The sequence below is a fragment of the Nocardia sp. NPDC060249 genome (assembly GCF_042728755.1).
Classification (GTDB): domain Bacteria; phylum Actinomycetota; class Actinomycetes; order Mycobacteriales; family Mycobacteriaceae; genus Nocardia.
Genome location: NZ_JBHXAQ010000002.1, coordinates 686,055 through 711,126, shown reverse-complemented (window position 1 = coordinate 711,126; position 25,072 = coordinate 686,055). Strand labels below are relative to the sequence as shown.

Here is a 25,072-nt window from a genome sequence, read left to right as displayed (position 1 = left end):
ATTGGCAGTAACTTATCTCCGATGGGTCGGCCTGTCTCGGGATTGAAGTAGTCCGCTCAGGAAGCCTGGCACTGTGGGTCTACTGGCGAAAATCTAGCTATCTGCAGCTCAATTAGCTGGATTGAGGCCACTGCCAGCGCCGGCAGTGTGTGGGTGGATGCGTACAGTGGCCGACCTCCAGCGGAGAGCGCTCGCCCGAGTCGATGGAATAGGCATTAACATAATCTTGTGTTGTCGTCTTCGGCGTGGGAGACTGCTTGCCAGCCATCGCTGCCGTGAGGCGACGTTGAACGCAGTGAGGAAGTCAAAGATGACTACCGACTATTCACCCGGAATCGATTCCGCGCGGCCCCGTGTGGCCACGGCGGAGTCCTCCCTCAGGGTCCGGGCACTCGCCGACGAGTTGGTCTCCCGAATGCTCGAGAGCATGGCTGCGCGCCCCGGTGGCGCCAACGGCGGTGTCCTGGCCACACTTCCGGCCCGTGGACGCGGCGACACCGTGCGACATCGCATCGCTGGGTCGTCACGAGCCCGTGCCGAGGTGCCCGGCGAAGTGATCGATCGGGCGATCGATCAGGGCTTCTCCACGAGTCTGGAGCTGATCGCCTCGAGTGTGGCCGGCACCGAAGAGCAGAAGCTCACGGTCGTGCGCCAACTGGCGAACGAAATGCTGGACACCGTGACGGCGGCGATATCACTCGCGTACACCGACCATCTCGAGGCCGAGGTCGTCGAGGATCAACGAGTCAGGAACGCCTTGGCGGTTGCGTTGCTCGCGGGCCGGGATACGTCGACGGTGACGCGGTGCAGTGGTTTCGAGGTCGCCGCGAGCTATTCCGTGCTGGCGGTGCACTTTCCGTCCGGTAGTGACGACAGGTCCGACACCTTTGTTACGCAGATGGATGTCCGGCGAATGATCCGAAATGTCCGGGCGGCCCTGGATCGGCACGGGTCGGTGCGTGCGTTGTCGCGGCTCGATGTGCGCGGTGGAGTCATACTCATTCCGTCGGCCGAAACACGGGATCTCGACACGTTGTTGGCTGTGCTCTCCGCCGCGGCCGGCGTCGACATGACCGCGACCTGCGCGGAGGCGCCGCCGGCGAGAGTCCCGGAAACCGTGGACCACCTGTGCGAACTCTTGGATCTCGTGCAACGAATTCAGCGGCCACCCGGCCTGTTCCGTTTCGCTGATCTGGCGGTCGAATATCAGCTGACCAGACCATCTGCCGTGCGCCGGCATCTCGATGCGATTCTGAATCCACTCGACGATCATCCGATCCTGATGGAAACCTTGTGCACGCACCTCGACAACAACCTGAACCGTCGCCGAACCGCGCGCCAGCTCAGTGTCCATATGAACACCATCGACTACCGGCTGAAGAGTATCCGCAAACTGACGGGCTTCGATCCTGCATCGGCCGATGGGCTCTGGTATCTGCAATCGGCGCTGGTCGTGCGTAAAGCGAATTATCAGGAGAAATAGAGCGGGCCGCCTGTCCAGGTTCCTGCGCTCGCGTGGAATGCGATGTGAGTCGGTTCCCGGTCCAGCATGTCGATATAGGAGGTAATGATGGGTCAGTTCAGCGTCTGGCACTGGTTGATAGTCGCGGCGGTGTTCGTGCTGTTCTTCGGTGCGAAGCGTATGCCGGATGCCGCTCGCGGTCTGGGCCGGTCGCTACGGATCTTCAAGAGTGAGGTGAGTCAAATGCAGTCCGACGACGCGGACGCGGCAAACGAGCGGTCGGCCCGCGAGAACACAGGGCTGCCTCCCTCGGCGCCGGCGCCGACGACGCCTTTCGTCGAGCCGGTGACTCGCCCGACGAAGACGCTCTGATCAAAAGGCCAGTGCCTGGCCGATCCTGACGGCACGATGTCACTGGTCCAGCATCTCCAAGAGGTGCGGGCCAGGCTGCTGATCTCGATGGCCGCTGTCGCGGTCACGACAGCGCTCGGAGTTTTTTGGTGCGTGCATGCGGTTCTCGGAGTGGGTGATGTGTTGCTCGGGCCGTATTGCGCGCTCGACCCTTCGACGCGGGCGGCCCCGGGCCTTTCAGATGTAGTCGGTGGTCTGCCACCCGGGCGGCGACGACCAGAATGATCGTCTCGCTACACCCGATGCTGCTGAACATCTCCGTAGGCTCCATCATTATCTGGGGTTGTCATCGCGGCATTCTCGCGCGACCATCGCCGATCGCAACTGCCACAGATCCGATGCCCGCGCCGGGTTGAGCCCGGTGAGCCGGGCGATTCGGCGAAGCCGGTAGTCGACGGTATTGGTGTGGATATTCAAGATCCGCGCGGTCTGCGCCCGGTTCAGGTTGTTGGCGATGTGCACCCGCAAGGTCTTCCACAATTCGGGATACTCGTCCAGCGGCGCCAGCAACTCACCGAGCAGGGAAAGGCCAAGACCTGGCCGGGAGAGCTGGTACTCCAAGGCGAGTTGATCGAATCGATAGAGGCCCGGTGCGCATTCGAGTCGCTCGACCACATCGAGTATTTCGTGTGCGGTTTTCGCGGCTGAGGCGACGTCGGCGGCAGGCGCGGACACCACCGCCGCGACGAGGTCGACGCGCGCCGCCTCCGCCATCGCGGCGACCAGCGCGTCGAGTTCGTGCTCGGCGACCGCCTCGGTCGGGATGAGCACGGTCCCGCCGTCGATCGACAGCCGTGCCAATCCCTGCCCGTCGCTGTGTTGTGTCAGAGCTTTCCGCAACCTGTGCAGGTAGTGCAAGGCAATCCCCGCGTCCGGGTTCGCGCGCATCGCGATGGCGAGCACCGAGTACGTGTCGGCGATGGATATGCCGCCTGTGCGGGCTGTGGCGGGTGCCCATTGTTCGGCCAGCAGAGCGGACATGAGAGTCCGCTCGGCGTCCTGTCCGCATGTCGCTCCGCCGTGTTCGGCGATGTACGCGTGCGACACTGTCGTGCAGAGTTGATCGTTGATGGCCATGGCGATCCGGAATCCATCGATCACCGTCTCGCGGGTGCAATCCAGGTACTGGACGAACAACTGGCCGACAACGATCCGCACGCCCTCATGGAAACCGTGCAGGACGAGGTCGATGGGTACGCTGTCGCACGCCAATCCCGCGGCGATGATCGCGAGTTCGCCGAGTTCGTGTGCGACATCGCGTCCCTCCAGCATTGCTTGCGCGATCTCGAGGGATATCCGGGTGATCGTTACGATTCTCGATGCCATCGGCGTGCCGGGCGAAATATCGCACTGCGCCACATCGTCGATGAAATGGGTGACCAATTGATCGGTCAACGTTGCCACATCGGGTAGCGATGGCCGCCATTCGGCATTGTCGGAGGGGATTGTCATCGTGGGTATCCCTTTCCGCGCCGATCAGACGCCGCAGCGGCGGCTGCTCTGGAGCAAAGCGATGGGTGGAGCTGTGGCGAATTATCGGGCGCGGTAGGGGAGATGGGTCCGCACGAGCGAACCGGCTACGTCGGCGGCCGCTCGTGCGGGTGCATCATGTTCCCATTCTCGATGCGGAATGAACAGTAACATCATTCGATGTGATGGCTGCAAGGTGAGAATGCGCAGTCGAATTCCGCGATTAATCGACACAAATAGTCGGCAACTTATTGTGATCGAATCAGCGACGGTGTGGGAGTTCATACAAATCGGCGGTGGTCTCCACGGCTCGGCTGCCGAGGAGACCACCGCCGGAATTCGCAGCGGAATCGGGTTGACTCAGCTGGTGGCTGCCGGTGTCAAGCCCGTCGAGCCGTGCAGTTTGCGCAGTTCGTGCTTGACGACCTTGCCGCCCGCATTGCGCGGCAGGGCGTCGACCACCACGAGGTCCTTCGGGTGCTTGTAGCGGGCGAGATGGGTGTTGAGGTGCGGTTCGAGGTCGGCGAGACTGATGTCGTCGGCGTCCTCCACGGCCACGATCGCGACCGGGACCTCACCCCATTTGTCGTCGACGCGGCCGATCACCGCGGCCTCTCTGATCCGCGGGTGCGCGAACAGCACGTTCTCCACCTCGGCGCAGTAGATGTTCTCGCCGCCGGAGATGATCATGTCCTTCTTGCGGTCGACGACGTAGACGAAGCCTTCCTCGTCGAGGCGCACGAGATCACCGGAGTGGAACCAGCCGCCGGCGAACGCGTCAGCGGTCGCGCGCGGGTTGTTCCAGTACTCGCGCATCAAAGTCGGTCCGCGATAGACGATTTCGCCGATCTCGCCCTGGGCGACATCGTTCATCTCGTCGTCGACGACCCGGGTGGCGATGGTGGGGATCGGCTTGCCGACCGAGCCGAGCTTGCGGATCGCGTCCTCGCCGTCGAGGACGCAGGTGATCGGCGACATCTCGGTCTGCCCGAAGACCGCCACATTGAGCGCGTTCGGGAAGGTCTGCGCCATGGCTCGCAGCACGGTGTCGGAGGCCGGGGCCGCGCCCCAGCTGATCACCCGCAGCCGCAGATCGCGCTGTGCGACAGTCGGATCGGCGCACACCACCTGCCATTGGGCGGGCACGAGGAACACCGAGGTCGCGCGCTCGCTCTCCCAGGCATCGAGCACCTCGCCCGCGTCGAACGCCTTGAGCGGATGGATCACCGTCAACGCGCCGAGGACGAAACACGATGCGACGCTGCCCAGTCCGGCGATGTGGAACAGCGGCGACGCGCAGAAGGCGATGTCGTCGGCGCTGTAGCGCATGGCGCGGATACAGGTGAGGGCCTGTGAACTCATGTTCAGGTGGGTCAGGACCGCGCCCTTGGGGTTTCCGGTGGTGCCGGAGGTGTACATGATCAGTGCGGCGGTGTCTTCGGCGATATCGCGTGGCTCGCGCGGTTCGCCGGTCTCGGCGATGAGGTCCTCGTAGCCGAGAGCGCCGTCGCCGCTCGGCGCACCGACCACGATCCGAGTACGCAGGTCAGGGGACTGGGCGGAGACCGCTGCGGCGAGGGGGGCGAGCACCGCGTCGGTGATGATTACCGCGGCGCCGCTGTCGGCGACCAGGAAGGCGATCTCGGGCGGAGTGAGCCGGAAGTTCACCGGCACCGCGATCGCGCCCAGCGTGTTGATCGCGAACACCGATTCGAGGTACTCGGTGTTGTTGAGCATCAAAATCATCACGCGGTCGCCGGGCTTGACGCCGCGGCGATCGAGCGCGTCGGACAACCGTCCCACCCGCCAGTGCAGTTCACCCCAGCTGGTGGTTTTGCCGAGGTAACGCAGGGCGGGAGCGTCCGGGATGGTGGTGGCATGGATCGCGATCTGGTTCATCCAGTGATTGCGGCGCGAGCGCAGGGGTTCTGTGGACATCGTCGTCTCCTCGAAGGCGCGGAAAGGGTTAGGCCGGTTCGGCGATCGGATGCACGGCGCCGGTGAAGTTCGGCGCGCGACGGGTGAGCATCGCGGTCATTCCTTCGAGGAAGTCCGCGGAGGTCAGCAGCTCGATCTGTCCGTCCTTCTCGCGCGCGAGTGCGGCGTCGAGTTCGGTCAGCGTCGCCGCGTTGATGGCAGCTTTCGTCAGTTGCAGCGCGCGACGGGGACCCGCCGCGAGTTGGGCGGCGACAGCCTCGATCTGATCGTCGAGTGCGGCGGCGGGTACGCATCGGGTGATCAAGCCCGCCGCGGCGGCGTCGGCGGCGGGCAGTCGAGCGCCCAGCAGCGCCATTTCCGCGGCCCTGGCACGACCCATGGCGGCGGCGACGACCGCCGTGGCGCCGCCGTCGGGCATCAGGCCGATGGAGGTGAACGGCAGCAGCAGGTAGGCGCTGTCGGCGGCGTAGACGAGATCGGCGGCCAGTGCGATCGAGGCGCCGACACCGGCGGCGGGCCCGTTGATCCGCGCGATCACCGGAGTCGGTGCGGCGATGATCGCGCGGATCAGGGCGTTGGCGGTGTCCATCACGACCTGTGGTGAGGCTTCGTTGCCGCCCGCGGCGGCGGCCGCGGCCAGGTCGGCGCCGGTGCAGAACGCTTTGCCCGCACCGGTCAGCACGATCACCCGAACGGAAGGCCGGGCCGCGGCAGCGCTGATGAGATCGCCCAGTTCGGTCATCGCTTCGAGGTCGATCGCGTTCAGCCGTGCTTGGCGGTCGATCGTCAGGCGCAGGATGCCGCCTTCTTCCTCGACCAGAATGCTCTCGCTCATCGGGCCACCGTTTCGACGATCGACGTGGCCAGGCGTCCCGCGATGAGCGTTTCGGCCTCACGCACGATCCGCGCCACCAGGTCCGCGCAGGTGGGAATGTCGTGGATCAAGCCCTGACACTGGCCGACGCTCCAGATGCCGGCGTCGAGGTCGCCGTCCTCGTAGACCTTGCGGCCGCGAGCGCCTGCGACGAGTTCGCGCACATCGTCGAACGTGCCGCCACCGCGCTCGATCTCGACGACCTGGCGGCTCACGGCGTTGTCGGCGACTCGGGCAGTGTTGTTCAAGGTCCGGAAGATCAGCTTGGTGTCGAGCTCGGTGTTGGCGACGATCTGTTCCTTGACCACGTGCGCGATGGGCGACTCGACCGTGCACAGGAACCTGGTGCCCATATTGACGCCGTCCGCGCCGAGCGCCATCGCGGCGACCAGCCCGCGAGCATCGGCGATGCCGCCAGAGGCGATCATCGGGATCTCGATCTCGCGCGCGGCGGCGGGAATCAGGACCAAGCCCGGTGTGTCGTTCTCGCCGGGATGACCGGCGCATTCGAAGCCGTCGATACTGACGGCGTCGACGCCGACCTGTTGAGCCTTGAGCGCGTGCTTGACGCTGGTGCACTTGTGCAGCACCTTGATGCCCGCGTCTTTGAGGTAGGGCAGGTGGGTCGCCGGGTTGCCGCCCGCGATCTCGACGATCGGGACGCCGCCGTCGATGATCGCCTGGCGGTACTCCGCGTAGGGCGGCGGTGTGATCGACGGCAGGATCGTCAGATTCACGCCGAACGGCTTGTCGGTGAGATCCCTGGTCCGAGCGATTTCCTCGCGCAACGCCTGGGGAGTCGGCTGAGTCAGACCGGTGATGATGCCCAGACCGCCGGCTTCTGAGACCGCGGCCGCGAGTTCGGCACGGCCGACCCACATCATCCCGCCCTGCACGATGGGGTGCTCGACACCGAATGCCTCGGTGAATCGGGTGCGCAGCATTGAGCCTCTCTCCGCTCGGGAGTTCTGCGCCGGTGCAAGGAACCCATGGCCTCTTTGCATCCGGCGAGAATCGTGATTAACTTATTGAGAATGGGTGTTAACTTAACCGAGCTGGAGCGTTCCTGTCAACGAACTCGGGCCGAGCGCGAAAACCGCTGGGTCCGCCCTGGTCGATCCGGTGATCGGGAGTGCGGAGACAGGGCCGATCCGATTCCTTTCGAAAGAAGTCGCCGATGACTGAATCCCTGGTCGCAGAGGCTGTCGACAAGCAGTTTCTCGAGACCCACCATCCTGTGACCGGTGCGGTCCTCGGCCGCTGGCCGGTCGACGACGAGGCCGCCGTGGCCGACGCCGTCGCCCGCGCTCGCGCGGCCGCACCAGGCTGGGCGGGAATGCGAGCCAAGGACAGAAAAGCCGCGCTGCGCCGCTGGGCGAAACATCTGATCGTCAACATCGACGAGTTCTGCGCCCTGATCCACCGGGAGAACGGCAAGCCGCTCGACGACGCGTTCCTCGAGGTGATCACCGCCGTCGAACACCTCGAATGGGCCGCGGGCAACGCGGGCAAGCTGCTGGCTCCCCAGCGCGTGTTCCCCGGGCTGATGATGGCCAACCACGAAGCGGTGATCGAGTATCGACCGCTCGGTGTGGTCGGCGTGATCGGCCCCTGGAACTACCCGGTGTACACCCCCAACGGTTCGATCGCCTACGCGCTGGCCGCGGGCAACACCGTGATCTTCAAGCCGAGCGAGTTCACCGCAGGCGTGGGACGCTGGTACGTCGAAGCCTTCGCTGCCGCCAATCCTGAACTGCCGGAAGGCATTCTGAGCGTGCTCACCGGTTACGGGGCAACCGGAGCGGCGCTGGTGACCTCCGGGGTGGACAAGATCGCCTTCACCGGTTCCACGGCGACCGGCGCGCGGATCATGGCCGCCGCGGCGCCGACACTGACCCCGGTACTGCTCGAATGCGGCGGCAAGGACGCGGCGATCGTGGCCGAGGATGCCGATGTCGCCGCCGCGGCCGACGGTGTCGTGTGGAACGCGATGGCGAACGCGGGCCAGACCTGCGTCGGAACCGAACGGTGCTATGTCGTGGCTTCGGTGCTCGACGAGTTCCTGGCCGAAGTTCGCAAGATCGTCGGTACGCTGGTCCCGGGATCCGACGAGTCGTCGTCCTACGGTCCGATGACCATGCCCGCCCAGATCGACGTGGTCTCCGCGCACATCGAGGACGCGCTCGAGCGCGGCGCGACAGCGGTGTTCGGTGGTCGCGATTCGGTGCGCGCGCCCTTCGTCTCACCGGTGGTGTTGCTCGACGCGCCGGAGGATTCGGCCGCGGTCCGTGAGGAGACCTTCGGGCCGACCCTGACGGTGCGCGCGGTCGCCGATGTCGCGGAAGCGATCGCGCTGACCAACGCCTCACGGTACGGGCTGGCCTCCTCGGTCTATTCGCGTAAGCGCGGCATGGAGATCGCGCGGCAACTGCGCGCCGGCGCGACCTCGGTGAACACGCCCGCTGCCTACGCCGCCATTCCCGCGCTGCCGTTCGGTGGCGTCGGCGAATCCGGGATCGGGCGCATCCACGGTGCGCAGGGGCTGCGCGAATTCACTCGAACGCATTCGATCGCTCGTCAGCGGTTCGCCATCAATTCTGTCGCATTGCAGTCATTTTCCCGGACAGCGTCGACGATGCGACTCATCCGCCGCGTCACCACGATGCGTTACCGCACCGGTAGCTGATCCTCAACCCAACGAAACAAGGGAGAACAATCACTATGGGCGTCGAATTCAGCCCGGAACAGCAGGAATTCGCGGCAGCGGTCGCCGCGTTCGCCAAGCGTGAGGCGGGCACCCGGGAGAAGCGTGACGCGCTCACCGACCACGATGCCGAGCAACACAACGCGGGTGTCTACGCCAAGATGGCCGATCTCGGCTGGCTCGGCCTGACCGTGCCCGAGCAGTACGGCGGCTCCGACGCCACGATGGTCGACATGTGCATCCTGCTCGAGGAGAGCCTGCGCGGCATGCTGCCGATCGGTGCGATCGGGCCGACCCTCATCACCGGTGGCGCCTACGCCAAGTTCGGGACCGAGGCCCAAAAGGACGTCGTCCTGCGCGGCATCGTTCGTGGTGCGTCGCAGTCGATTTCGATGTCGGAACCGGAGGCGGGCTCCGACGTCGGCAACATCACCGCCAAAGCGGAGAAGACCAACGACGGCTGGCTGATCAACGGTCAGAAGACCTGGTGCTCCAACGCGCACATCTCGGAGAACATCCTGCTGGTCGTGCGCACCGATCGCAGTGGCGGCAAACACGAGGGACTCACCATGTTCCATGTGCCCGCCAACACGCCGGGGCTCAAGATCAGCCCGATCGAGCTGATGGGCAACCAGAAGGAGACCAACGACCTGTACTTCACCGACTGTCTGCTCCCCGAGGACGCGGTGGTCGGCGAGGTGGGCAACGGCTGGCGTCAGCTGATGACCGGATTGAACTTCGAGCGGCTCATCCTGGCCGCGATGAGCCTCGGCGCTGCCGAGCGCGCCTTCGAGGACACGCTGCAGTTCATCAGTGAGCGCAAGCAGTTCGGCAGGCCGATCGGCTCCTTCCAGGCGCTGCGGCACCGGGTGGCCGATCTCGCGACCGAGATCGAGTGCACCAAACTGCTGGTCTACAGCGTGGCCGCCGCTGTCGACGCCAATCCCACCAAGACCTTCGCGCGCGAAGCATCGATGGCCAAGCTCAAGGCCACCGAGACGTCCAAGCAGGTCGCACTCGCCGGGATGCAGATGATGGGCGGCTACGGCTACGCCCGCGAGTTCGACATGGAAAAGCATGTCCGTGGTGCCCTGGTGTCCACGATCTTCGGCGGTACGAGCGAGATCCAGCGCGACATCATCGGTAAGACATTCGGTCTCTGACCAGGAGGGGAAAGGGGGCGTCCGGCCGGTCACGGTCGGACGCCCCCTTCGCTGGACGGCGCTGGTCGGCTCGCTGGCTACCGCGGCAGAGGCTGACCGAGCAGAATGGTCTCCAGCAAACGGATCACCGTCTCCTGTGGGCTGATGCCATGGTCGCCGAAGGTGCGCCCGAGGTCGACCACGAGGCTGAAGGCCGCGTGCACGAGGATGCGGGCCTCGCCGATGGACAGGTCCGGCCTCGCCTCCACCACCAACTTCGCCCATTCGGTGATGATCAACTGCTGCAGATGGCGCAGCGTCACCTGATCGGGCTGGTCTACATGGCTGAACTCGGCGTAGTAGACGAAGGTCAGCGCGCGCTCGGCGAACGAGCCCGAGACATAGAGTTCGATCAGTGTGCCGAGCGCTTCGGCAGGGGTGTCCGCGGCGGCCACCGCGGGCGCGATCGCTCCCGATACCCGGTCGGCGGCGCGCCGGAACGCGGCCACCAACAGATCGCTCTTGCTGCGGTAGTAGCGGTACACCGCCGATGCGGCCGACAGGTCCGCGGCGGCGGCGATGTCTTCCATGCTGACATTCGGATAGCCGCGCTCGTGGAACAGCTCGACGGCTTTGCCCAGCAGCAGGTCGTGCTTGAACGGCTGTGGTTGCGCACCCTTCGAACCGGCGGGTTCGGTGCGGTCCGGTCCACTGAGATCAGCGTCGATCAACGTCCAGCTGGTCGTATGGAGCAGCCGGGCGAGCGCTTTCGCCGGTACGGTGGCGTGGTGGTCGCCGATACTGCTGACCACAGCGAAGATCGAGACTGCGCGTACCGCCCGGTCGCGACCGTCCAACTCGGGTCGGACCTCGCCGATCAGCTTGCGCAGCGTGGCGATGGCCGCGGCGAATTGATCGGTGAACTCCTCGAGATCGGCCGGCTCGAGATAGCGGCGCTCCCAGCGGGCCAGTGCCACGGTCGGCCGATTGGCGATGGTCAAGCCGATGACGGCGTCGAGCACATGATCGACGCGCTGGCGTGGCGTCCAGTCGACGGCCTCGCCGGGTAGCTCGACCGCGCCGACCGCGATCCCGGACAACCGCAGAAGTTCCTCCCGGAACAGCGCGTATTTGCTCGGAAAGTGCCGATACAGCGCGGTGGAACTGATATCGAGGCGTCGCGCGATGTCGTCCATGCTGACGCCGTGGTATCCGTGCGCGCCGAAGGCGGCGGCCGATTCCGCCGCGATCTGGGCACGACGATTCTTCGGCCTGCGCCTGACTTGGCGAGTCGGCGCATCCGCGGGGGAGTCGTCTGCCTGGCTGCTCGTCGTCTTACCCTTTGTTCCGCGCGGGGACAGTGAGTTCCCGATGATCTTGCCTGTCATGCTATCGCCTGGTGGCGTGAGGTCGATCCGCCGGACCGGGTCATGGGGCGGGCGGCGAGGTCAACGGGGAGTTCACCTTCTCGACGAGCCAGCGACCGTTGTCATTGTGCAGGTTGAACACCATCGACAGCTGACCCGGCTTGGGCTTGTGCTCGGTTCCCAGACTGGAAATGGTCGTCCCGATCACCACGATCGCCTCGGCGGAGTTCTCGTCGCCGGAGCGCAGCGCGCACTGGGTATCGGTGACTTTCGAGATGACCTCACCCTGGGTGAGGGCGTCGCGCAGCTCGGTACTGGTGGAGTCGAACTGCTTCTTCCAGTCGCCCGTCGCGCCCGCGAGTACAGCCTTGAAATAGGTGTCGAGGTTTTTGCTGTCGTAGTCGGCCAAGGCGGGCGCGTAGCGGCACGCGGCCTCGCGGGCCTGCTGTTGGGCCTCGAGGAGATCGGTGCTGTTCTTGTTCTCCACGAACAGGAACACCGAGGTCGCCACCGAGGCGCCGAGGACGACCGCGGCGGCGCCGCGCAGGCCGAGCGTCTTGCGATCCATCGCCCACCACGTGGCTTTGGCGGAGGCCGGCGCCGCGACCGTCGATCCTTCCGATGGTGTTGTGCTGGTGGTTGTTTCGTCGTTGGGCATCGCTTTTCGTGCTCCTTATCTGGGTGCGGGCACCGAGGGCTGGGACAGTTCGTCACCGGTCACACCGGGCGGCGGTCCCGCACCGTTGTCGGGGCCGGCGGGTCGTGGTGCGTTCGCCGAGCCACGGACCTGCAGCGCGGGGTTGTCGGTGACGCAGTAGTTGTAGAGGCGCACCCTGGTATCGGCGGTGGCCTTGGTGGGCAGGATCGGGACAGTGTCGTAGTCGCAGGTCGGTCGCGGCCATGGATCGACGAGGGTGAAGAAGGCGTTGTCGTGAGCCGGGATGCCGATTGCCTCGGAGAAGCGGCTCAACGTCGGAAACAGCAACTCGATCGCGGGCTGACGCAATTTCGCGGCTCGGGTGATCGCGACGAAGTTCGTCACCAGGTCCGTGATCGGGTCGTGGGTGCTCGAGATGAAGCCCCCGAGAGTGGCCAGCTGCCCCGGTCCCTCCTGGAGCAGGTGCCGCAGTTCGGCATCGGCCGCGGAGAACTGCGTGAAGAGGGCACTGCCCGCGTTGGTGAGGATGCCGAGGTCGGGCTGCGCGTGCGAGGTCGTCGCGGCGATGACCTCGAGATTGCGCAGCAAATGCTCGGTCTGTGGCAGCAGATCGGTGAGACCCGCCATCGCGCGACTGATCCCGGAGATCATGTTGCGCAAGCCGTCCGGTCCGCCCGCGAGCGCTTTGTCGAGTTCGTTGACGATGACATTGAGGCGGTCGGGGTTCAAGCCGCTGACCAGCCCTGACATATTCGACAGTACCGACTGCACCTGCACGGGCACGGCGGTGTCCGCCCGGGCGACGACGGAGCCGTCGCGCAGATACGGTCCGCTGTCGGTCTCGGGGCGGAAATCCAGGTACTGCTCACCCGCGGCCGACAAGCGGGCGACGGCGACCGTACCGCCGAGCGGAATCCGGGTGCCCTCCTCGAGCTCGGCCACGGCCGCGATCCCGTCGCCGGCGACCCGCACATCGTCGACCCGGCCGACCCGGACGCCACGGAACGTCACGTCGCTGCCCTTGGTGAGTCCCCCCGAGGTGGCCAGTTCGACGGTGACGACATAGCGCTTGCTCGTCGGGTCGATCCGCAGGACCGCGCCGCCCAGGTACAGGCTGCCCAGCAGCAGGACGACGACCAGGCCGGCATTGGCGACCGCGATGCGACGGCGAACCAGCCACTCCCACAACGGTGAATTCATCGGGGCCCCTCATGGGTCGGCTGCTGCGGTGGGCTGTTGAGACGCCCGGTCACCTTGGCGATCACGTCGGTGATACTGCCGATGAACGCGGGCACATCGGTGCCGTCGGGCCAGCGGCTGCCGGCCGGATCGGTGATCGCACCGATGTCGAGGTAGGACAGGATCGCTCCGACGGCCAGGGTCGGGCCCTGCATACTGTTCATCACCGAGGGGTAGACCTGGTGGAAGCCCTCGAGCGTGCCGGTGAGGTCATCGCCCATCTGCGCGAAGCCCGACATCAGATTCTGGATGCTCTGGAACAGGCTGACGAACTGCGGCCCGTTGGTCGCGCTGAAGTCGCCGAGGGCGTCCATGGTCACCGCCACCTTGTTGATCAGGTCGACGATGGCCTGGTTGTTCTCGGCGAACAGCCCGATCAGTTGCGGGAAGCTGTCGGCCGCGGCGCCGAGTTCGGCTTTGCGCCGAGCCAATTCGCCGGTCAGCACCGACAAGCCGGTGAGCGTCGCGTCGAGGTCGCCGGTGCGCGCGTTGAGCGCGGTGATGACCGAGGTCATCTCCCCGATCAGGTGCTGCAGTTGTGGTGCCTTGCCCGCGAAGATGGAATCGAGTTCGGAGGTGACCTTGGCCGCCTGATTGAGTCCGCCACCGTTGATCAGCATCGACACCGACATCATCAACTGCTCGACCGAGGCGGCCGAGGCGGTGTGCTCGGCGCCGATGGTCGCGCCCTCACGCAGCGGTGGCCCGGCGGCCTCGGCGCTGGGCAGGGTCACGGCGACGAAGATGTCACCGAGCGGGGTCGCCTGGCGCAGCTCCACGGTGGTGCCCTGGGGCAACTGGATGTCGGTGCGGATCAGCATCTCGACGTCGGCGAGGAACGAGGTGGTCGAAATCCCGGTGACGATGCCGATATCGGTGCCGCCGATCTTGACGTGGGCGCGATCGGGCAGGTTGAGCGCGTCCCGGAAAGTGGCGTGCAAGGTGTAGCCGGGCCCGCCGATACCCGGTTCGGGCATCGGCAGCTCGGCCACCGTCATCGAGCAGCCGCTGCTCGATGCGGCCACGGCGGCGGCGCAGAAGGCCGCGGCCAACGTGGTGCGCAGAGTCATTTCGTCAGTCCCAACAGCGCGGCGGTGAGCCCGAAGTCCGGGCCCATATCGGAGATCTTGCCGGTGCGGCAGCCGTCCAGACGCATCTGGACGCGCTCGCAGAACAGTGAGACCACCTCGCTGTCGAGCACGATCTTGTCGAGCAGACCGTGCAGGCGCAGAGCCTGGTGCTCGCGGCTGATCGCATTGTCGAAGTTCTGGAACATCAGCGGGCCGACATCGATGATCTCGGTCAGATTGCGGGCATTGGCCCGCATCTGGGCGGCGATGGCGACGAACTTGGTGAGCGCGCCCGCGAGCTGATCCTGGTTCTGGCCGACCACCGAGGAGGTATTGGTGATGAAGTCGTCGAGCTGGGTCAGTACCGCCTGCAGACCGGGGGACTGCTGCCCGAACAACGCGACCAGCTCGGTGATGCGACCGCTGAAATCACGGACGGTCTGATCGTTGTCGGCGACGATCTGGGTGATCTCGCCGAGTTCGATGATGGTGTTGGCGATCTGATCCTTGTTGGCGAAAGTCAGCTCGAAGGCGGCCGACAGTTCGTCGAGCGTCTCGCGCAAACGGTCGCCGTTGCCGTCGAGCAGCGGGAAGAGCACCCGGCTCGCCATGGGCCCGCTCTGGCTGTCGCCCTTGAGCGCCTCGCCCAGTTGATCGAAGTTGGCCAGGATCCGGTCCAGCTCGACCGGTGTCCTGGTGCGCGCCAGCGGAAGATGCGCACCGTCGGCGAGCTCGGGCCCCGAACCGGTATAGGCCGGGGCGAGCTCGACATGGCGGTTGGTGATCAGCTGCGGCGACACCAGCGCTGCCATCGCCTCGGCGGGAATGCGCACGTCACGGTCGACCGACATCACCACTTCGACGTAGCTGCCGCGCGGTGTCACCGAATCGACGACACCGACCGGCACGCCGAGCACCGAGACCTCGTTGCCCGCATACAGCCCGGCCACGTTGTCGAAGTCGGCGCTGATGCGCTTCTGCTCGCCCAGCACCTGGTTACCGAGATTGGTCAGGCTGTCGGGCAGCAGGGCGCAGCCCGAGGCGAGCGTTGCGGCGAAGCAGACCGCCGCGAGCTTGCTCGTGCGTTTCGTCCTCATCAGTTGCACCCCTGTACGGCCTGTGCGAAGCACAGCCAGTTGTCCGGAAGGATCCACGGTGCCCAGATCTCGCCGTAGGGACCGTTGCCGAGCAGATTGTTGAACTGGCGCAACGTGACCGGGGCGTACTCGTAGATCCGGTCCAGGTTCTCCTTGTTCTTGGTCAGGCCGTCGGCCATCGTGTTGAGGTTGGCGATCAGCGGCCCGAGTTCACCGTTGTTCTCGATGCCCATGTCCTGAAGCAGTCTCGACATGTCGGCGACGTTGTCGAGCAGCTGGGTGAGCAGGGTCTGGCGCTTCTGCACCGCCGCCCCGATCGCTTCGCCCCTGGTGAGCAGCACCAACACGCTGTTGCGGTTGTCCGAGACCAACTGGGAGACCTGGTCCATGCTCTTGAGCAGTGTGTCGACCTCGTCACGCCTGCTGTTGATCACCTGGGCGAGCGAGCCGATGCTGTCGAGGGCCTGCACCGCCATGGCGGGTGAATCGCCCAGCTGGGCGCTGAACACATCGAGCGCGGTGCGCAGCTTCTGCGGGTCGATCCGCTCGATCCGCTCGAACGAGGAGCTGTACTGCGGATCCTGGATGACCTTGCTCAGGTTGTACGGAACCTCGGTGTTGTCGAGGTGGATCCGGTTGCCGGGTAGCTCCTTTCCGTCACCGGGCCGCAGCACGATGTGCAGCCTGCCGAGGATGGTCGACATCTTGATCGCCGCGTGGGCGTTGGCGCCGAGGCGGATGTCCTTGCGGATCCGCAGCGCCACCTCCACCCGGTCGTTGACCAGCTTCACCGCCTGCACTTCACCGACCTCGATGCCGGAGACGTCGACGGTCGCGCCCGGCCGTAGGCCGGCGGCCTGGGCGAACTCGGCGTGAACGGTCTTGTCGCCGAGTTGGACCTGGTTGATCAGACTCGAACCGCCGAGCAATACCAGTACCGCCAGGGCCGCGATCAGGCCGAGCCGCAGGTTCCGGTTGTGCCGCAGAAATGCTGGGACGCGTGGTTTGATCATCGGCACACTTCCGATTGTGAGGTGCCGCCGACCTGCGAGAACAAGCCCTCGGGCAGGAGAACGCCCCACAGGGAGACGTCGAGGCGACAGATGTAGGCATTGCCGTAGGTGCCGTATTGGGTGAACCGGGCGACACCGTTGAGGAAGTCCGGGAATTCGATTGCCGCGCGATCGAGGGCCGCGCCGTTGTAGAGCAACATCATCACGCCGGTAGTGGCGTTGCGTTGCGCGTCCGCCAATCCCGGCTTGACCTGCTCGATCAGCGAGACGAGCCCGTTCGTCGCTCCTGCCACCCGTTCGACCGAACTCTTCAGCGATTCGCCCTCGGTGTAGAGCCCGTCCATCAGGCTGCGAGTCTGGGTGATCAGGGTTTCCAGCTCGTCGCTGCGGTTGGCCAGACCGGCCATCACCGAGCTGAGATTGCTCAGCACGTCGCCGATGATCTGATCGCGTTCACCGAAGGTGCTGGCCAGCTGGGCGGCCTGGGTGATCAGCGCGGCCAGCGACACCTCGTTGCCTTGCAGTGCCTGGATGAGGGTTTCCGACAGCGAATTGATCTGGTCGGGTTGCAGGACACTGAAGAGCGGCTCGAATCCGGACAACAGCGCCGAGACGTCGAACGACGGCTCGGTCCGCTCGAGCGGGATCTGTGAGCCGGCCGGGACAACGGTGCCCTCGCCGGTGCCCGGCGCCAGCGCCAGATAGCGCTGACCGATCAGATTCTGGTACCGCACCATGGCTTTGGTGGTGTCGGTCAGGTGCTGGCGCGCCTCGATCTGGAAGTCGACCTTGGCGATGTAGTTGTCGGTGAAATCGATCTTGTCGATTCGGCCGACCCGCACACCCGCCATCCGGACGTCGTCGCCGATGCGCAGTCCGAGAACATCGGTGAAGACCGCCGAATAGCTCGTGGTGTTGCCGGGGACGCTGCGTTGCAGGGTCGACCAGATCGTGTAGGTGAGCAACGTCGCCAAGACGGCGAAGAAGCTGAACCCGAGCAGTGCTTTGCTGGATTTCACTGTTGGACACCACCTTCGGTGGCGGGGACGATGGTGATGTTGCCCAGGATCGACCCGAGCAGCAGCAGCTGACTGAACGTCGGCTTACCGCCGACCAGCGCCGACACCGCGGCGATGCCGCTCAGCCGCGGCTGAGCCGCCGGGGTGGCGGCGGGTGCGGGATCGAGGGACGCGGCGGGCGCCGTGATTCCCGGAATGGCGGGCATTCCCGGAAGGGTGGGCAGACCCGGGATCGTCGGCAGCGCGGGAACAGTCGGCACGGTGATGCTCGGCAGCGCGGGCAGCCCGGGAATCGCCGGCACGGGCGCCGGTCCGGCGGACTCGAGTCGCTTCGGCAGCATCTGTGCCGGATACTCCTGCGGCGGTGCGACTTCCGGCACGGTAGGTCCACCGCAGCGAGGTCCGGCCATGTCGCCGTAGTGCGGGCAGTCCTTGGCGGTGTACTGCTGGAACGGTGTGAACGTCACATCCATCCGCCAGGTCATCTGCTTGCTCGGGCCGAAGTTGAACACCGGCTGCAGCCTGCGGAACGAGGCGTTGAGGTTGGCCGCCGTCGACTGCAGCGCGCTGGGATCCTTGGCGATGCCACCGAGCAGCTGGTCCAGGCCGGAGACCAATTCCTTGCCCGAATCGGGATTCGCGGCGAACAGGGCATTGACCGATTCGATGGTGGAGTTGCCCTGGGTGAGCAGCTCTACCATCTGGGTGCGGTGCTCGTTGAGCGTGCGCGCAGAGGTCACCGAATCGGCCAGTACCCCGACCAGTTCCGGTGCCGACTGGCTCAATGCTGTCGCCGCCTGACCGAAGTTGCCGAGCAGATGACCGATCTCGGGGATCTGGTGGATGGTGGTCAGCCAGGTGTCGAGACGCTCCACCGTGGAACCCGGTACACGGCTGCTCGGATCGAGCGCCGCGGACAGGGTGGCCAGCACTCGGCCGAGCTTCTCGGGCTGGATGGTGTCGAGCACATCGCGCAGGGTGTTGAGCGTGGTCTGCAGCTGGATCGTGGCCTCGCTGGTGTCCTCGCGGATGGTCGCACCCTCGCGCAGCCCCTCGGCGGTCCCCCCGTTGTCCACGAGCTGGAGCGAGGAGACGCCGAAGATGTTGTCGGGTATGACGCGCACGGTGACCGTGTTGGGAATGGTCTGTGCCAGACCCGGCTTCAGTTCCAAGGTGGCGTGCTGGCGTTCGCCCTTGGCGACCATCTCCACCGAACCGACCGCGCCGACGAGCATGCCGCGGTATTTCACGTCGGCGCGCTGGGGTAGCCCGTCGCCGGTGCTGGTGAGGTCGGCACCGACCACCACCGTGTCCTCGAACTCGCCGTTGTAGCGCAGTGCGAGCAGATACAGAGCGACCGCGAACGCGGTGATCACCGCCAGTCCCGCGAGCGTGAGCTGCAGGGGTTTGGGGCCGCGGCCGCTGAGATCGAGAATCATTCGATCGACCTATCCCGAGATCCGGAATCCGGGGTCGATGCCCCAGATCGCAAGCGTGAGAAACAGATTGGTGAAGACCATGACGACGATGACCATCTTGATGGCCCGGCCCGCCGCGACGCCGACGCCTTCGGGGCCGCCGGAGGCGACGAAGCCGTAGTAGCACTGGATGAACGCCGCGATGAGGACGAACACCACCACTTTGAAGATCGAGAAGAACACGTCCCCGCCGACCAGGAACTGGAAGAAGTAGTGGTCGTAGGTGCCCGCGGTCGTTCCGCCGAGGAACAGCACCGACAGCTTGGTCGCTATGTAGGCGACCGCGAGGCCCAGCGTGTACAGGGGAATGATGGTGATCGTGGCCGCGATCATCCGGGTGGTCACCAGGTAGGGCAGCGGGCGGATCGCGATGGACTCCAGCGCGTCGATCTCCTCGGAGATCCGCATCGAGCCGAGCTGCGCGGTGAATCGGCAACCGGACTGGATGGCGAAGGCGAGCGTGCCCAGGATCGGCGCGATCTCACGGGTGGTGGCGAAGCCGGAGATGGCACCGGTCAGTGGTCCCATGGTGAGCAGGTTCAACGCGGTGTAGGACTCGACTCCGACGGTGATGCCGCCGAACGCGCACAGCGCGATGACCACGCCCACTGTGCCGCCGCCGACGATGAGCGAGCCGTTGCCCCAGCCGACATCGGCGACCAGGCGGGCGACTTCCTTGCGGTAGTGGCGCAGCGTGAACGGGATGGCGAGCAGGGCCTGGAAGAACACGATGGCCTGGTGCCCGAGGCGCTGATTGGCCTGGACGGGGATCTTGGCGGTAGCGCTGATCGCGCGGACCGGACGCAGTGCCGGTGGGATGTACTCGGCGGCCATCTCACACCACCTTCGCGGGGAAGAAGATGTTGTACAGCTGGGTGACGACGATGTTGGTGGCGAACAGCATCAGGGCCGAGGTGACCACCGCCGAGTTCACCGAGTTCGCGACACCGCCGGGACCGCCTTTGGTGTGCAGGCCGATGTCGCAGGCGATGATCGCGGTGAGCGCACCGAAGATCGCCGCCTTGAACAGCGCGGCCAGGAGGTCGTTCGCGACCGCGAACGAGGCGAACGAGCTGATGAACGATCCCGGCGTGCCCTGCTGGGCGTAGACGTTGAACATGTAGGCGGTGGCGAAGCCGACGAACACGATGAACCCACACAGCAGCATGCTCACCAGGACGGCGGCGGCCAGTCGCGGGGCGACCAGTCGGCGCACCGGGTCGACGCCCATCACCTTCATCGCGTCGATCTCCTCCCTGATCGTGCGCGAGCCCAGATCGGCGCAGATGGCCGAGCCGACCGCGCCCGCGATCATCAGCGAGGTGACCAGCGGTGCGCCCTGGCGGATGATGCCGAGCCCGGCGACCGCGCCGATGAAGGTGGTGGCGCCGACCTGATTGACCAGCGCGCCGACCTGGATCGAGACCACCACCGCGACCGGAATCGCGACGAATACGGTGGGCAACGCCGAGACGTTGGCCATGAACGCGCACTGTTTGATGAACTCCTGGAACGGAAAGCGCCGTTGCACCAGAGAGAGGAACAACTGCGCGATCGTTGCCCGACCGAGGAGGACCTGCCTGCCGAGGGTCTCGATCGACTGCTGGGGATGCCGTCGCCAGAGCCCGGTGGCGCTGTCGATGAGCCGTCCGATCTCGGACGGTTCGGTGGCCGGTTGCGGCGTCACGCTGCACCGATCCTTTCTTGCTGCGGGGGATTGTGTTCCCGGCTGCTCAGAGCGAGCTCAGCCAGTGTTCGAGGAGGACGACGAGTGCGCCGACGACCGCCAGACACAGGGCGATGACGCAGAGCAGCGCGATCCACATGCCCACTCGGAGAACAGGATTGACCTGTGTCCGCCCGCCGAGGATCTTGACGATGATCACGATGATGTCGATGATCCAAACCAGCGCCATCATCAGGTCATCGTCACATTCGCGAAGATGAGCACGGGCCAGCACACGATCGATCCGAGGAACGAGATGATCAGGTCGGCCCCGTGGAGATCACGGAGGTGGCTGGTGTGGGTGAGTGTCCAGATGACCCCCACCAGTCCGTAGGGGATGCCGATGATGATGAGCGTGCCGAGGAATTCGGACACCTTCATCTCGTAGCTGAGAAACCTGTCCAGCCGTCGCAACATGGTGGTTCCGGTGTCCTTCCTCGGGACCTTGGACGACGTCAGGCCTGTCGGCCGCCGTCGTTGGCGGTGCGATGTTGTTGTCGAGCGTTCTTCTGGGAGTGGTCCCGAAGAGCGAGCGAGTTCCCCTGAGTCGTGCGAGAAGTGCTGAGACTTCTGCTGATCGGGAAGCTGACATCGAAGATCAAGTTACTACTGATTCTCGTCGCTGTGATGAGAATTACCGGTAACATATCTCATAGATTAGGGATTGCCTATAGGGCGCCGAATCGAGTGCCGTCGCAGGTCGCGCCCGCGGCGCCCTTCTCGCCGGTCGTCCGCCTACGGGTCGGCGCGGGTCATTGCGAGGGGAGGGGTCATCGCATCGGCACCGGACGCCGCTGAGGGGTGCGTGCTGGTGCCGATGCGGCCCGCGCATCATGCCCCCAACTCACGATGCTGCGGAATCGACAGTAACATAAATCGGCAATGCGGGACCATGGTAACCGTTTAGTTGGCTACCATCTGAGGGGCAAGTGATAAGAATGGGAATTAACTTACGTGATGGATGTCGCCGCGTGGCCGGTGACCGTGCAGGAGGTTCATGATGTCAGCTGTCATCGTCGATGTGGTTCGTACACCGTCGGGTCGAGGGAAGTCCGGCGGCGGACTGTCGTCGGTGCATCCGGCCACCCTGCTGGCCGGTGTGCTGGCAGAGTTGGTCGCGCGCACCGGGATCGATCCGGTCCTCGTCGACGACGTGATCGGCGGCTGCGTCACCCAGAGCGGCGAACAGGCCAACAACATCACCAGGACCGCGGTGCTGGCGGCGGGCTTCCCGGAGTCGGTGCCCGCCACCACCGTTGATCGGCAGTGCGGTTCGAGCCAGCAGGCCGTGCATTTCGCCGCCCAAGGTGTGCTCGCCGGCGCGTACGACGTGGCGATAGCTTGCGGCGTCGAGTCGATGAGCCGCACGCCGATGTTCTCCAACACCCAGGGCAAAGACTCGCTGCGTGGCCCGCTCGCCGCGCGCTATCCGGCCGGCCTGATCGGGCAGGGGATCGCGGCCGAGATCATCGCCGCACGCTGGAAACTGGACCGCGCGGTCCTCGACGAGTTCGCGGCCCGCTCGCATCGACTGGCCGCCGCCACCGCGGCCGCCGGCGGCTTCGACGCCGAGCTCGTTGCCGCAGGCGAGCTCGTCGCCGACGAGACAATCCGCGCCGGCACTACGGTCGAAGGTTTGGCGGGCCTGCGCCCGGCCTTCACCGATCCCGCTCTCCTCGACCGGTTTCCCGAGATCAACTGGTCGGTGACCGCGGGCAACTCCTCGCCGCTCACCGACGGTGCGTCGGCGGCGCTCATCATGAGCGAGGCGATGGCGGCGAAGCTGGGGTTGATCCCCCGAGCCCGCTTCCACTCCTTCGCCGTCGTCGGCGACGATCCCACGCTCATGCTCACCGCCGTGGTCCCGGCGACGCGCAAGGCGCTCGACCGGGTCTCGCTGACGGTGGACGACATCGATACCTTCGAGGTGAACGAGGCGTTCGCCCCGGTTCCACTCGTCTGGCAACACGAGCTCGGCGCCGACCCGGCCAAGGTGAATCCGCGCGGCGGCGCGATCGCGCTCGGGCACCCGCTCGGGGGCTCCGGGACCCGATTGCTCGCGACGATGGTCAACCATCTCGAACAGACCGGTGGTCGCTACGGGCTCCAGACCATGTGTGAGGCAGGTGGACTGGCCAACGCCACGATCATCGAACGGCTCTGAGAACGCATCTGTGGACGCCCCGCCCGCCGGACACGACATGAGTCGGCGGGCGGGGTCATCGCGGAGTGCGGGATCGCGTGTCAGAGCCCGGCCTGGCTCACGAAGCGGACTCGGCGCGGTGCCGTCGCGAACCCTGCTCGGGTCATCGCGGCGACGGCACGCAACGCGGCGTCGTCCGAATCGCGTTGCCGCACACCGAGAAGATGCGCGGCCCGCTCGTGCTGCATCGCCCGTACCGCCGCGGTGGGCAGGCGCCGGACGATCCAGGCGTCGGGGCGCAGGACCTGATCGGCCAGTTCTGTTGCCGCCGGGCTCTTTCGGAGATTGCGCGTGCACGCGTCGGCGAAGTACTCGGTGAACTCGGGCCAGGTGGGCGCTAGGTTCCGATCGCTGATTCCGTAGCCGCGGTACCAATCGCAACATTGCTGGTAGAGCTGTCCGCGGGCCTGCTCCGACAACGGTGGGCCGAACACGTCGGCCGCGGTCATGAGGGTCTCGACGTAGGTGGCGTGCTGGAAGAGGAAGACGTCGGGGTTGAGGGCGTGATAGCGATGGCCGAGGTCGTCGGTTCCCTTGACGTGTTCGTGGGCGAAACGTATCGCGGAGGCGGTGTCGCGGCTGGCGCAGGCCAGGTAGATCATCTGCAGAACGGCGCGCTTCTTGTGTTCCCACAGGCGAGTCGACGCATGCTCGACCAGCGCGGGTGCGATCGACGGGTGCAAGATCTGCAGTCCGACTGCGCGCGGCAGCATCAGTAGGAAACGTCGATCGCCGAGATGTCTGCGCAGGAGTGGACCTGCCGAGGATCCGGTCTGGGATGCCGCGGACTTCATCGCGGGCGGACTCCTTCCCCCTGGGGTGGGCCACAAGGCTCGCGGCAGTGGGGGCTAAGGGCCTGGACATCCCGTGCCGCGAGCCTTGTGCTCCGGGAGCGAACTCCCGGGATGCCGCCTACCGGCGGCGGTCTTGTCCACCTACTGCAGGGCATGCCCGCTCCGCAATATTTGGTGAATGGGCATCAACTTAATGATCAGGGGGAGCGCTGTCAATCGGCTGTTGGTCAGAACTTCTGTTGCCCCTATTTCTCACTCCATTTGCGGGAATGGGCGGTAACATATCGAGTGTGCCGAGGTACTCTTGGCACCGAACCGCGTTCGCGAGGTGCGCCGGGCTGCTGTGCATCGCCTCGGCCGCTCTGTCGCGCGGCACATCTGCGAAAGGATGACGATGAGCACGGCAATCAGGCCTGGCGAACCCAATTACGTCGACCCGCACAGTGATTCCTACGTCGACGAAGGTGCCGGACCCGCGTGGCGCCGGTCGGCCACCCCGGCGGTGGAACCCGCTGCGACGGAGCGTGCGCTGACACTCGATCGGGTTCGCCTCCACATTCCCGACACGCACCGGTCCCCGCGCAAACGGCCAGCCCAGTTGGCCGATGCCCTGGACTTCTGGATGTTCGCGGGTGCTGCCGCGAATGTGGCCATGCAGTTCGCGCACCAGGGAGTCGCGGCCGGTGTGATGGAGAGTCCGGTCGAATCCGGTGCGCTCATGGTGCATCCGTGGAAGCGGTTGCGGACCACCTCCGCCTATCTCGCGGTGGCCGTTCTCGGCACCGACGAGGACAAGCTGGCCATGCGTGAGGCGGTCAATGTCGCGCACCGCCAGGTCAGGTCGCGGCCGGATTCGAAGGTGAAGTACAACGCCTTCGACCGGAACTTGCAGATGTATGTGGCCGCGGCGATCTACATCGGTTTCGAGGACACCCATCAACTGCTGTGCGGCAAGATGACCGCCGACGAGCTCGAGGCATTCTACGAGGGCTCCGACACGTTCGGCACCACGCTCCAGGTACACCCCGATATGTGGCCGAAGACGCGCGCCGAGTTCGACGAGTACTGGCTGGAGGCGTGCAAGGGGGTCGTCTGTGACGACGAATTCCGTGCCTACATCGACGATCTGCTGCACCTGCGGATGGTCCACTGGTCCGTCCGGCTGCCGTTCGGTAGCCTTCTGCAATTCCTGACCGCGGGCTTTCTGCCGCCGCATTTCCGTGAGCAGATGGCGATCGAATGGAGCGCCGCGGATCAGCGCCGATTCGAGAACCTGTTCCTGTTCGTCGGTTTCGTCAACCGCTTCATCCCGAAGTTCATCAGGTTCGCCGGCACCAACGCGATGATGCGTGATGTGCGCCGCCGCATCAGCAAGCATCGGGCGCTGATCTGATCGAACCGGCCGAT

23 protein-coding genes and 1 pseudogene are annotated in these 25,072 nt (G+C 65.6%); 7 read left to right on the top strand and 17 right to left on the bottom strand.

Features of this window, described 5'->3' with window-relative positions; translation table 11 throughout:
- Positions 1–541 precede the first annotated feature (541 nt).
- From ACFWFP_RS10965 to ACFWFP_RS10955, 3 genes and pseudogenes are all read left to right on the top strand, one after another.
- Positions 542–1,483, top strand: a complete 942-nt coding sequence (locus ACFWFP_RS10965; RefSeq protein WP_379294551.1) for a PucR family transcriptional regulator — start codon at positions 542–544, stop codon at positions 1,481–1,483.
- An 87-nt stretch (positions 1,484–1,570) separates the two neighbouring features.
- Positions 1,571–1,834, top strand: coding sequence for a Sec-independent protein translocase subunit TatA (gene tatA, locus ACFWFP_RS10960; protein WP_379294550.1), 264 nt, complete (start codon positions 1,571–1,573; stop codon positions 1,832–1,834).
- A gap of 36 nt (positions 1,835–1,870) precedes the next feature.
- Positions 1,871–2,038 (top strand): annotated as a pseudogene (locus ACFWFP_RS10955) (twin-arginine translocase subunit TatC); the annotation flags it as partial.
- Positions 2,039–2,146: 108 nt separating this feature from the next.
- Here the strand turns inward: ACFWFP_RS10955 and ACFWFP_RS10950 are convergent.
- The 4 genes from ACFWFP_RS10950 to ACFWFP_RS10935 all read right to left on the bottom strand — a co-directional run bounded on the left by ACFWFP_RS10950 (position 2,147) and on the right by ACFWFP_RS10935 (position 7,099).
- A complete protein-coding gene (locus ACFWFP_RS10950) occupies positions 2,147–3,325 on the bottom strand; it encodes a PucR family transcriptional regulator (RefSeq protein WP_379294549.1) in 1,179 nt (392 codons plus the stop codon).
- 378 nt (positions 3,326–3,703) lie between these two features.
- Positions 3,704–5,281 (bottom strand): fatty-acid--CoA ligase FadD5, encoded by a 1,578-nt coding sequence (fadD5, locus tag ACFWFP_RS10945; protein WP_379294548.1) that lies wholly within the window; start codon positions 5,279–5,281, stop codon positions 3,704–3,706.
- 28 nt (positions 5,282–5,309) lie between these two features.
- Positions 5,310–6,116, bottom strand: a complete 807-nt coding sequence (locus ACFWFP_RS10940) for an enoyl-CoA hydratase-related protein (protein ID WP_379294547.1) — start codon at positions 6,114–6,116, stop codon at positions 5,310–5,312.
- Positions 6,113–7,099 (bottom strand): NAD(P)H-dependent flavin oxidoreductase, encoded by a 987-nt coding sequence (locus ACFWFP_RS10935; protein ID WP_379294546.1) that lies wholly within the window; start codon positions 7,097–7,099, stop codon positions 6,113–6,115. Before ACFWFP_RS10935 ends, ACFWFP_RS10940 begins: the two co-directional genes overlap by 4 nt.
- Before the next feature lie 233 nt (positions 7,100–7,332).
- Between ACFWFP_RS10935 and ACFWFP_RS10930 the strand changes: the two genes are divergently transcribed.
- Positions 7,333–8,841, top strand: coding sequence for an aldehyde dehydrogenase family protein (locus ACFWFP_RS10930; protein WP_379294545.1), 1,509 nt, complete (start codon positions 7,333–7,335; stop codon positions 8,839–8,841).
- A gap of 35 nt (positions 8,842–8,876) precedes the next feature.
- On the top strand, positions 8,877–10,022 hold the full coding sequence (locus ACFWFP_RS10925; RefSeq protein ID WP_379294544.1) for an acyl-CoA dehydrogenase family protein: 1,146 nt from the start codon (positions 8,877–8,879) through the stop codon (positions 10,020–10,022).
- A 77-nt stretch (positions 10,023–10,099) separates the two neighbouring features.
- On the opposite strand, the gene ACFWFP_RS10920 is transcribed toward ACFWFP_RS10925, so the two are convergent.
- Genes ACFWFP_RS10920 through ACFWFP_RS10865 form a run of 12 tightly spaced genes read right to left on the bottom strand, consistent with a single transcriptional unit; the run spans position 10,100 to position 21,085 of the window.
- Positions 10,100–11,389, bottom strand: coding sequence for a TetR/AcrR family transcriptional regulator (locus ACFWFP_RS10920; protein ID WP_379294543.1), 1,290 nt, complete (start codon positions 11,387–11,389; stop codon positions 10,100–10,102).
- A gap of 40 nt (positions 11,390–11,429) precedes the next feature.
- Positions 11,430–12,026, bottom strand: coding sequence for a hypothetical protein (locus tag ACFWFP_RS10915; RefSeq protein WP_379294542.1), 597 nt, complete (start codon positions 12,024–12,026; stop codon positions 11,430–11,432).
- Positions 12,027–12,041: 15 nt separating this feature from the next.
- On the bottom strand, positions 12,042–13,226 hold the full coding sequence (locus ACFWFP_RS10910; protein WP_379294541.1) for an MCE family protein: 1,185 nt from the start codon (positions 13,224–13,226) through the stop codon (positions 12,042–12,044).
- Positions 13,223–14,335: an MCE family protein gene (locus ACFWFP_RS10905; protein ID WP_379294540.1), complete on the bottom strand. Its 1,113-nt coding sequence runs from the start codon at positions 14,333–14,335 to the stop codon at positions 13,223–13,225. Before ACFWFP_RS10905 ends, ACFWFP_RS10910 begins: the two co-directional genes overlap by 4 nt.
- The gene (locus ACFWFP_RS10900; RefSeq protein ID WP_379294539.1) at positions 14,332–15,432 is read right to left on the bottom strand and encodes an MCE family protein; all 1,101 of its coding nucleotides are present in this window, start codon (positions 15,430–15,432) and stop codon (positions 14,332–14,334) included. Before ACFWFP_RS10900 ends, ACFWFP_RS10905 begins: the two co-directional genes overlap by 4 nt.
- Positions 15,432–16,445, bottom strand: coding sequence for an MlaD family protein (locus tag ACFWFP_RS10895; RefSeq protein WP_379294538.1), 1,014 nt, complete (start codon positions 16,443–16,445; stop codon positions 15,432–15,434). Before ACFWFP_RS10895 ends, ACFWFP_RS10900 begins: the two co-directional genes overlap by 1 nt.
- Complete coding sequence (locus tag ACFWFP_RS10890; protein WP_379294537.1) at positions 16,442–17,464, bottom strand: MCE family protein; 1,023 nt, start codon at positions 17,462–17,464, stop codon at positions 16,442–16,444. The genes ACFWFP_RS10895 and ACFWFP_RS10890 overlap by 4 nt, the downstream gene beginning before the upstream one ends.
- The gene (locus ACFWFP_RS10885; RefSeq protein ID WP_379294536.1) at positions 17,461–18,903 is read right to left on the bottom strand and encodes an MCE family protein; all 1,443 of its coding nucleotides are present in this window, start codon (positions 18,901–18,903) and stop codon (positions 17,461–17,463) included. The genes ACFWFP_RS10890 and ACFWFP_RS10885 overlap by 4 nt, the downstream gene beginning before the upstream one ends.
- A gap of 9 nt (positions 18,904–18,912) precedes the next feature.
- Positions 18,913–19,776 (bottom strand): ABC transporter permease, encoded by an 864-nt coding sequence (locus ACFWFP_RS10880; RefSeq protein ID WP_379294535.1) that lies wholly within the window; start codon positions 19,774–19,776, stop codon positions 18,913–18,915.
- 1 nt (position 19,777) lies between these two features.
- Entirely contained in the window at positions 19,778–20,629 is an 852-nt protein-coding gene (locus tag ACFWFP_RS10875) for an MlaE family ABC transporter permease (protein WP_379294534.1), read from the bottom strand.
- A 46-nt stretch (positions 20,630–20,675) separates the two neighbouring features.
- On the bottom strand, positions 20,676–20,861 hold the full coding sequence (locus ACFWFP_RS10870; protein ID WP_379294533.1) for a hypothetical protein: 186 nt from the start codon (positions 20,859–20,861) through the stop codon (positions 20,676–20,678).
- Complete coding sequence (locus ACFWFP_RS10865) at positions 20,861–21,085, bottom strand: hypothetical protein (RefSeq protein WP_379294532.1); 225 nt, start codon at positions 21,083–21,085, stop codon at positions 20,861–20,863. The genes ACFWFP_RS10870 and ACFWFP_RS10865 overlap by 1 nt, the downstream gene beginning before the upstream one ends.
- 580 nt (positions 21,086–21,665) lie before the next feature.
- Here ACFWFP_RS10865 and ACFWFP_RS10860 point away from each other — a divergent pair.
- Positions 21,666–22,832, top strand: a complete 1,167-nt coding sequence (locus ACFWFP_RS10860; RefSeq protein ID WP_379294531.1) for a thiolase family protein — start codon at positions 21,666–21,668, stop codon at positions 22,830–22,832.
- 80 nt (positions 22,833–22,912) lie between these two features.
- On the opposite strand, the gene ACFWFP_RS10855 is transcribed toward ACFWFP_RS10860, so the two are convergent.
- A complete protein-coding gene (locus tag ACFWFP_RS10855) occupies positions 22,913–23,665 on the bottom strand; it encodes an oxygenase MpaB family protein (RefSeq protein WP_379294530.1) in 753 nt (250 codons plus the stop codon).
- A gap of 394 nt (positions 23,666–24,059) precedes the next feature.
- Between ACFWFP_RS10855 and ACFWFP_RS10850 the strand changes: the two genes are divergently transcribed.
- Positions 24,060–25,058 (top strand): oxygenase MpaB family protein, encoded by a 999-nt coding sequence (locus tag ACFWFP_RS10850; RefSeq protein ID WP_379294529.1) that lies wholly within the window; start codon positions 24,060–24,062, stop codon positions 25,056–25,058.
- Positions 25,059–25,072: the final 14 nt, after the last annotated feature.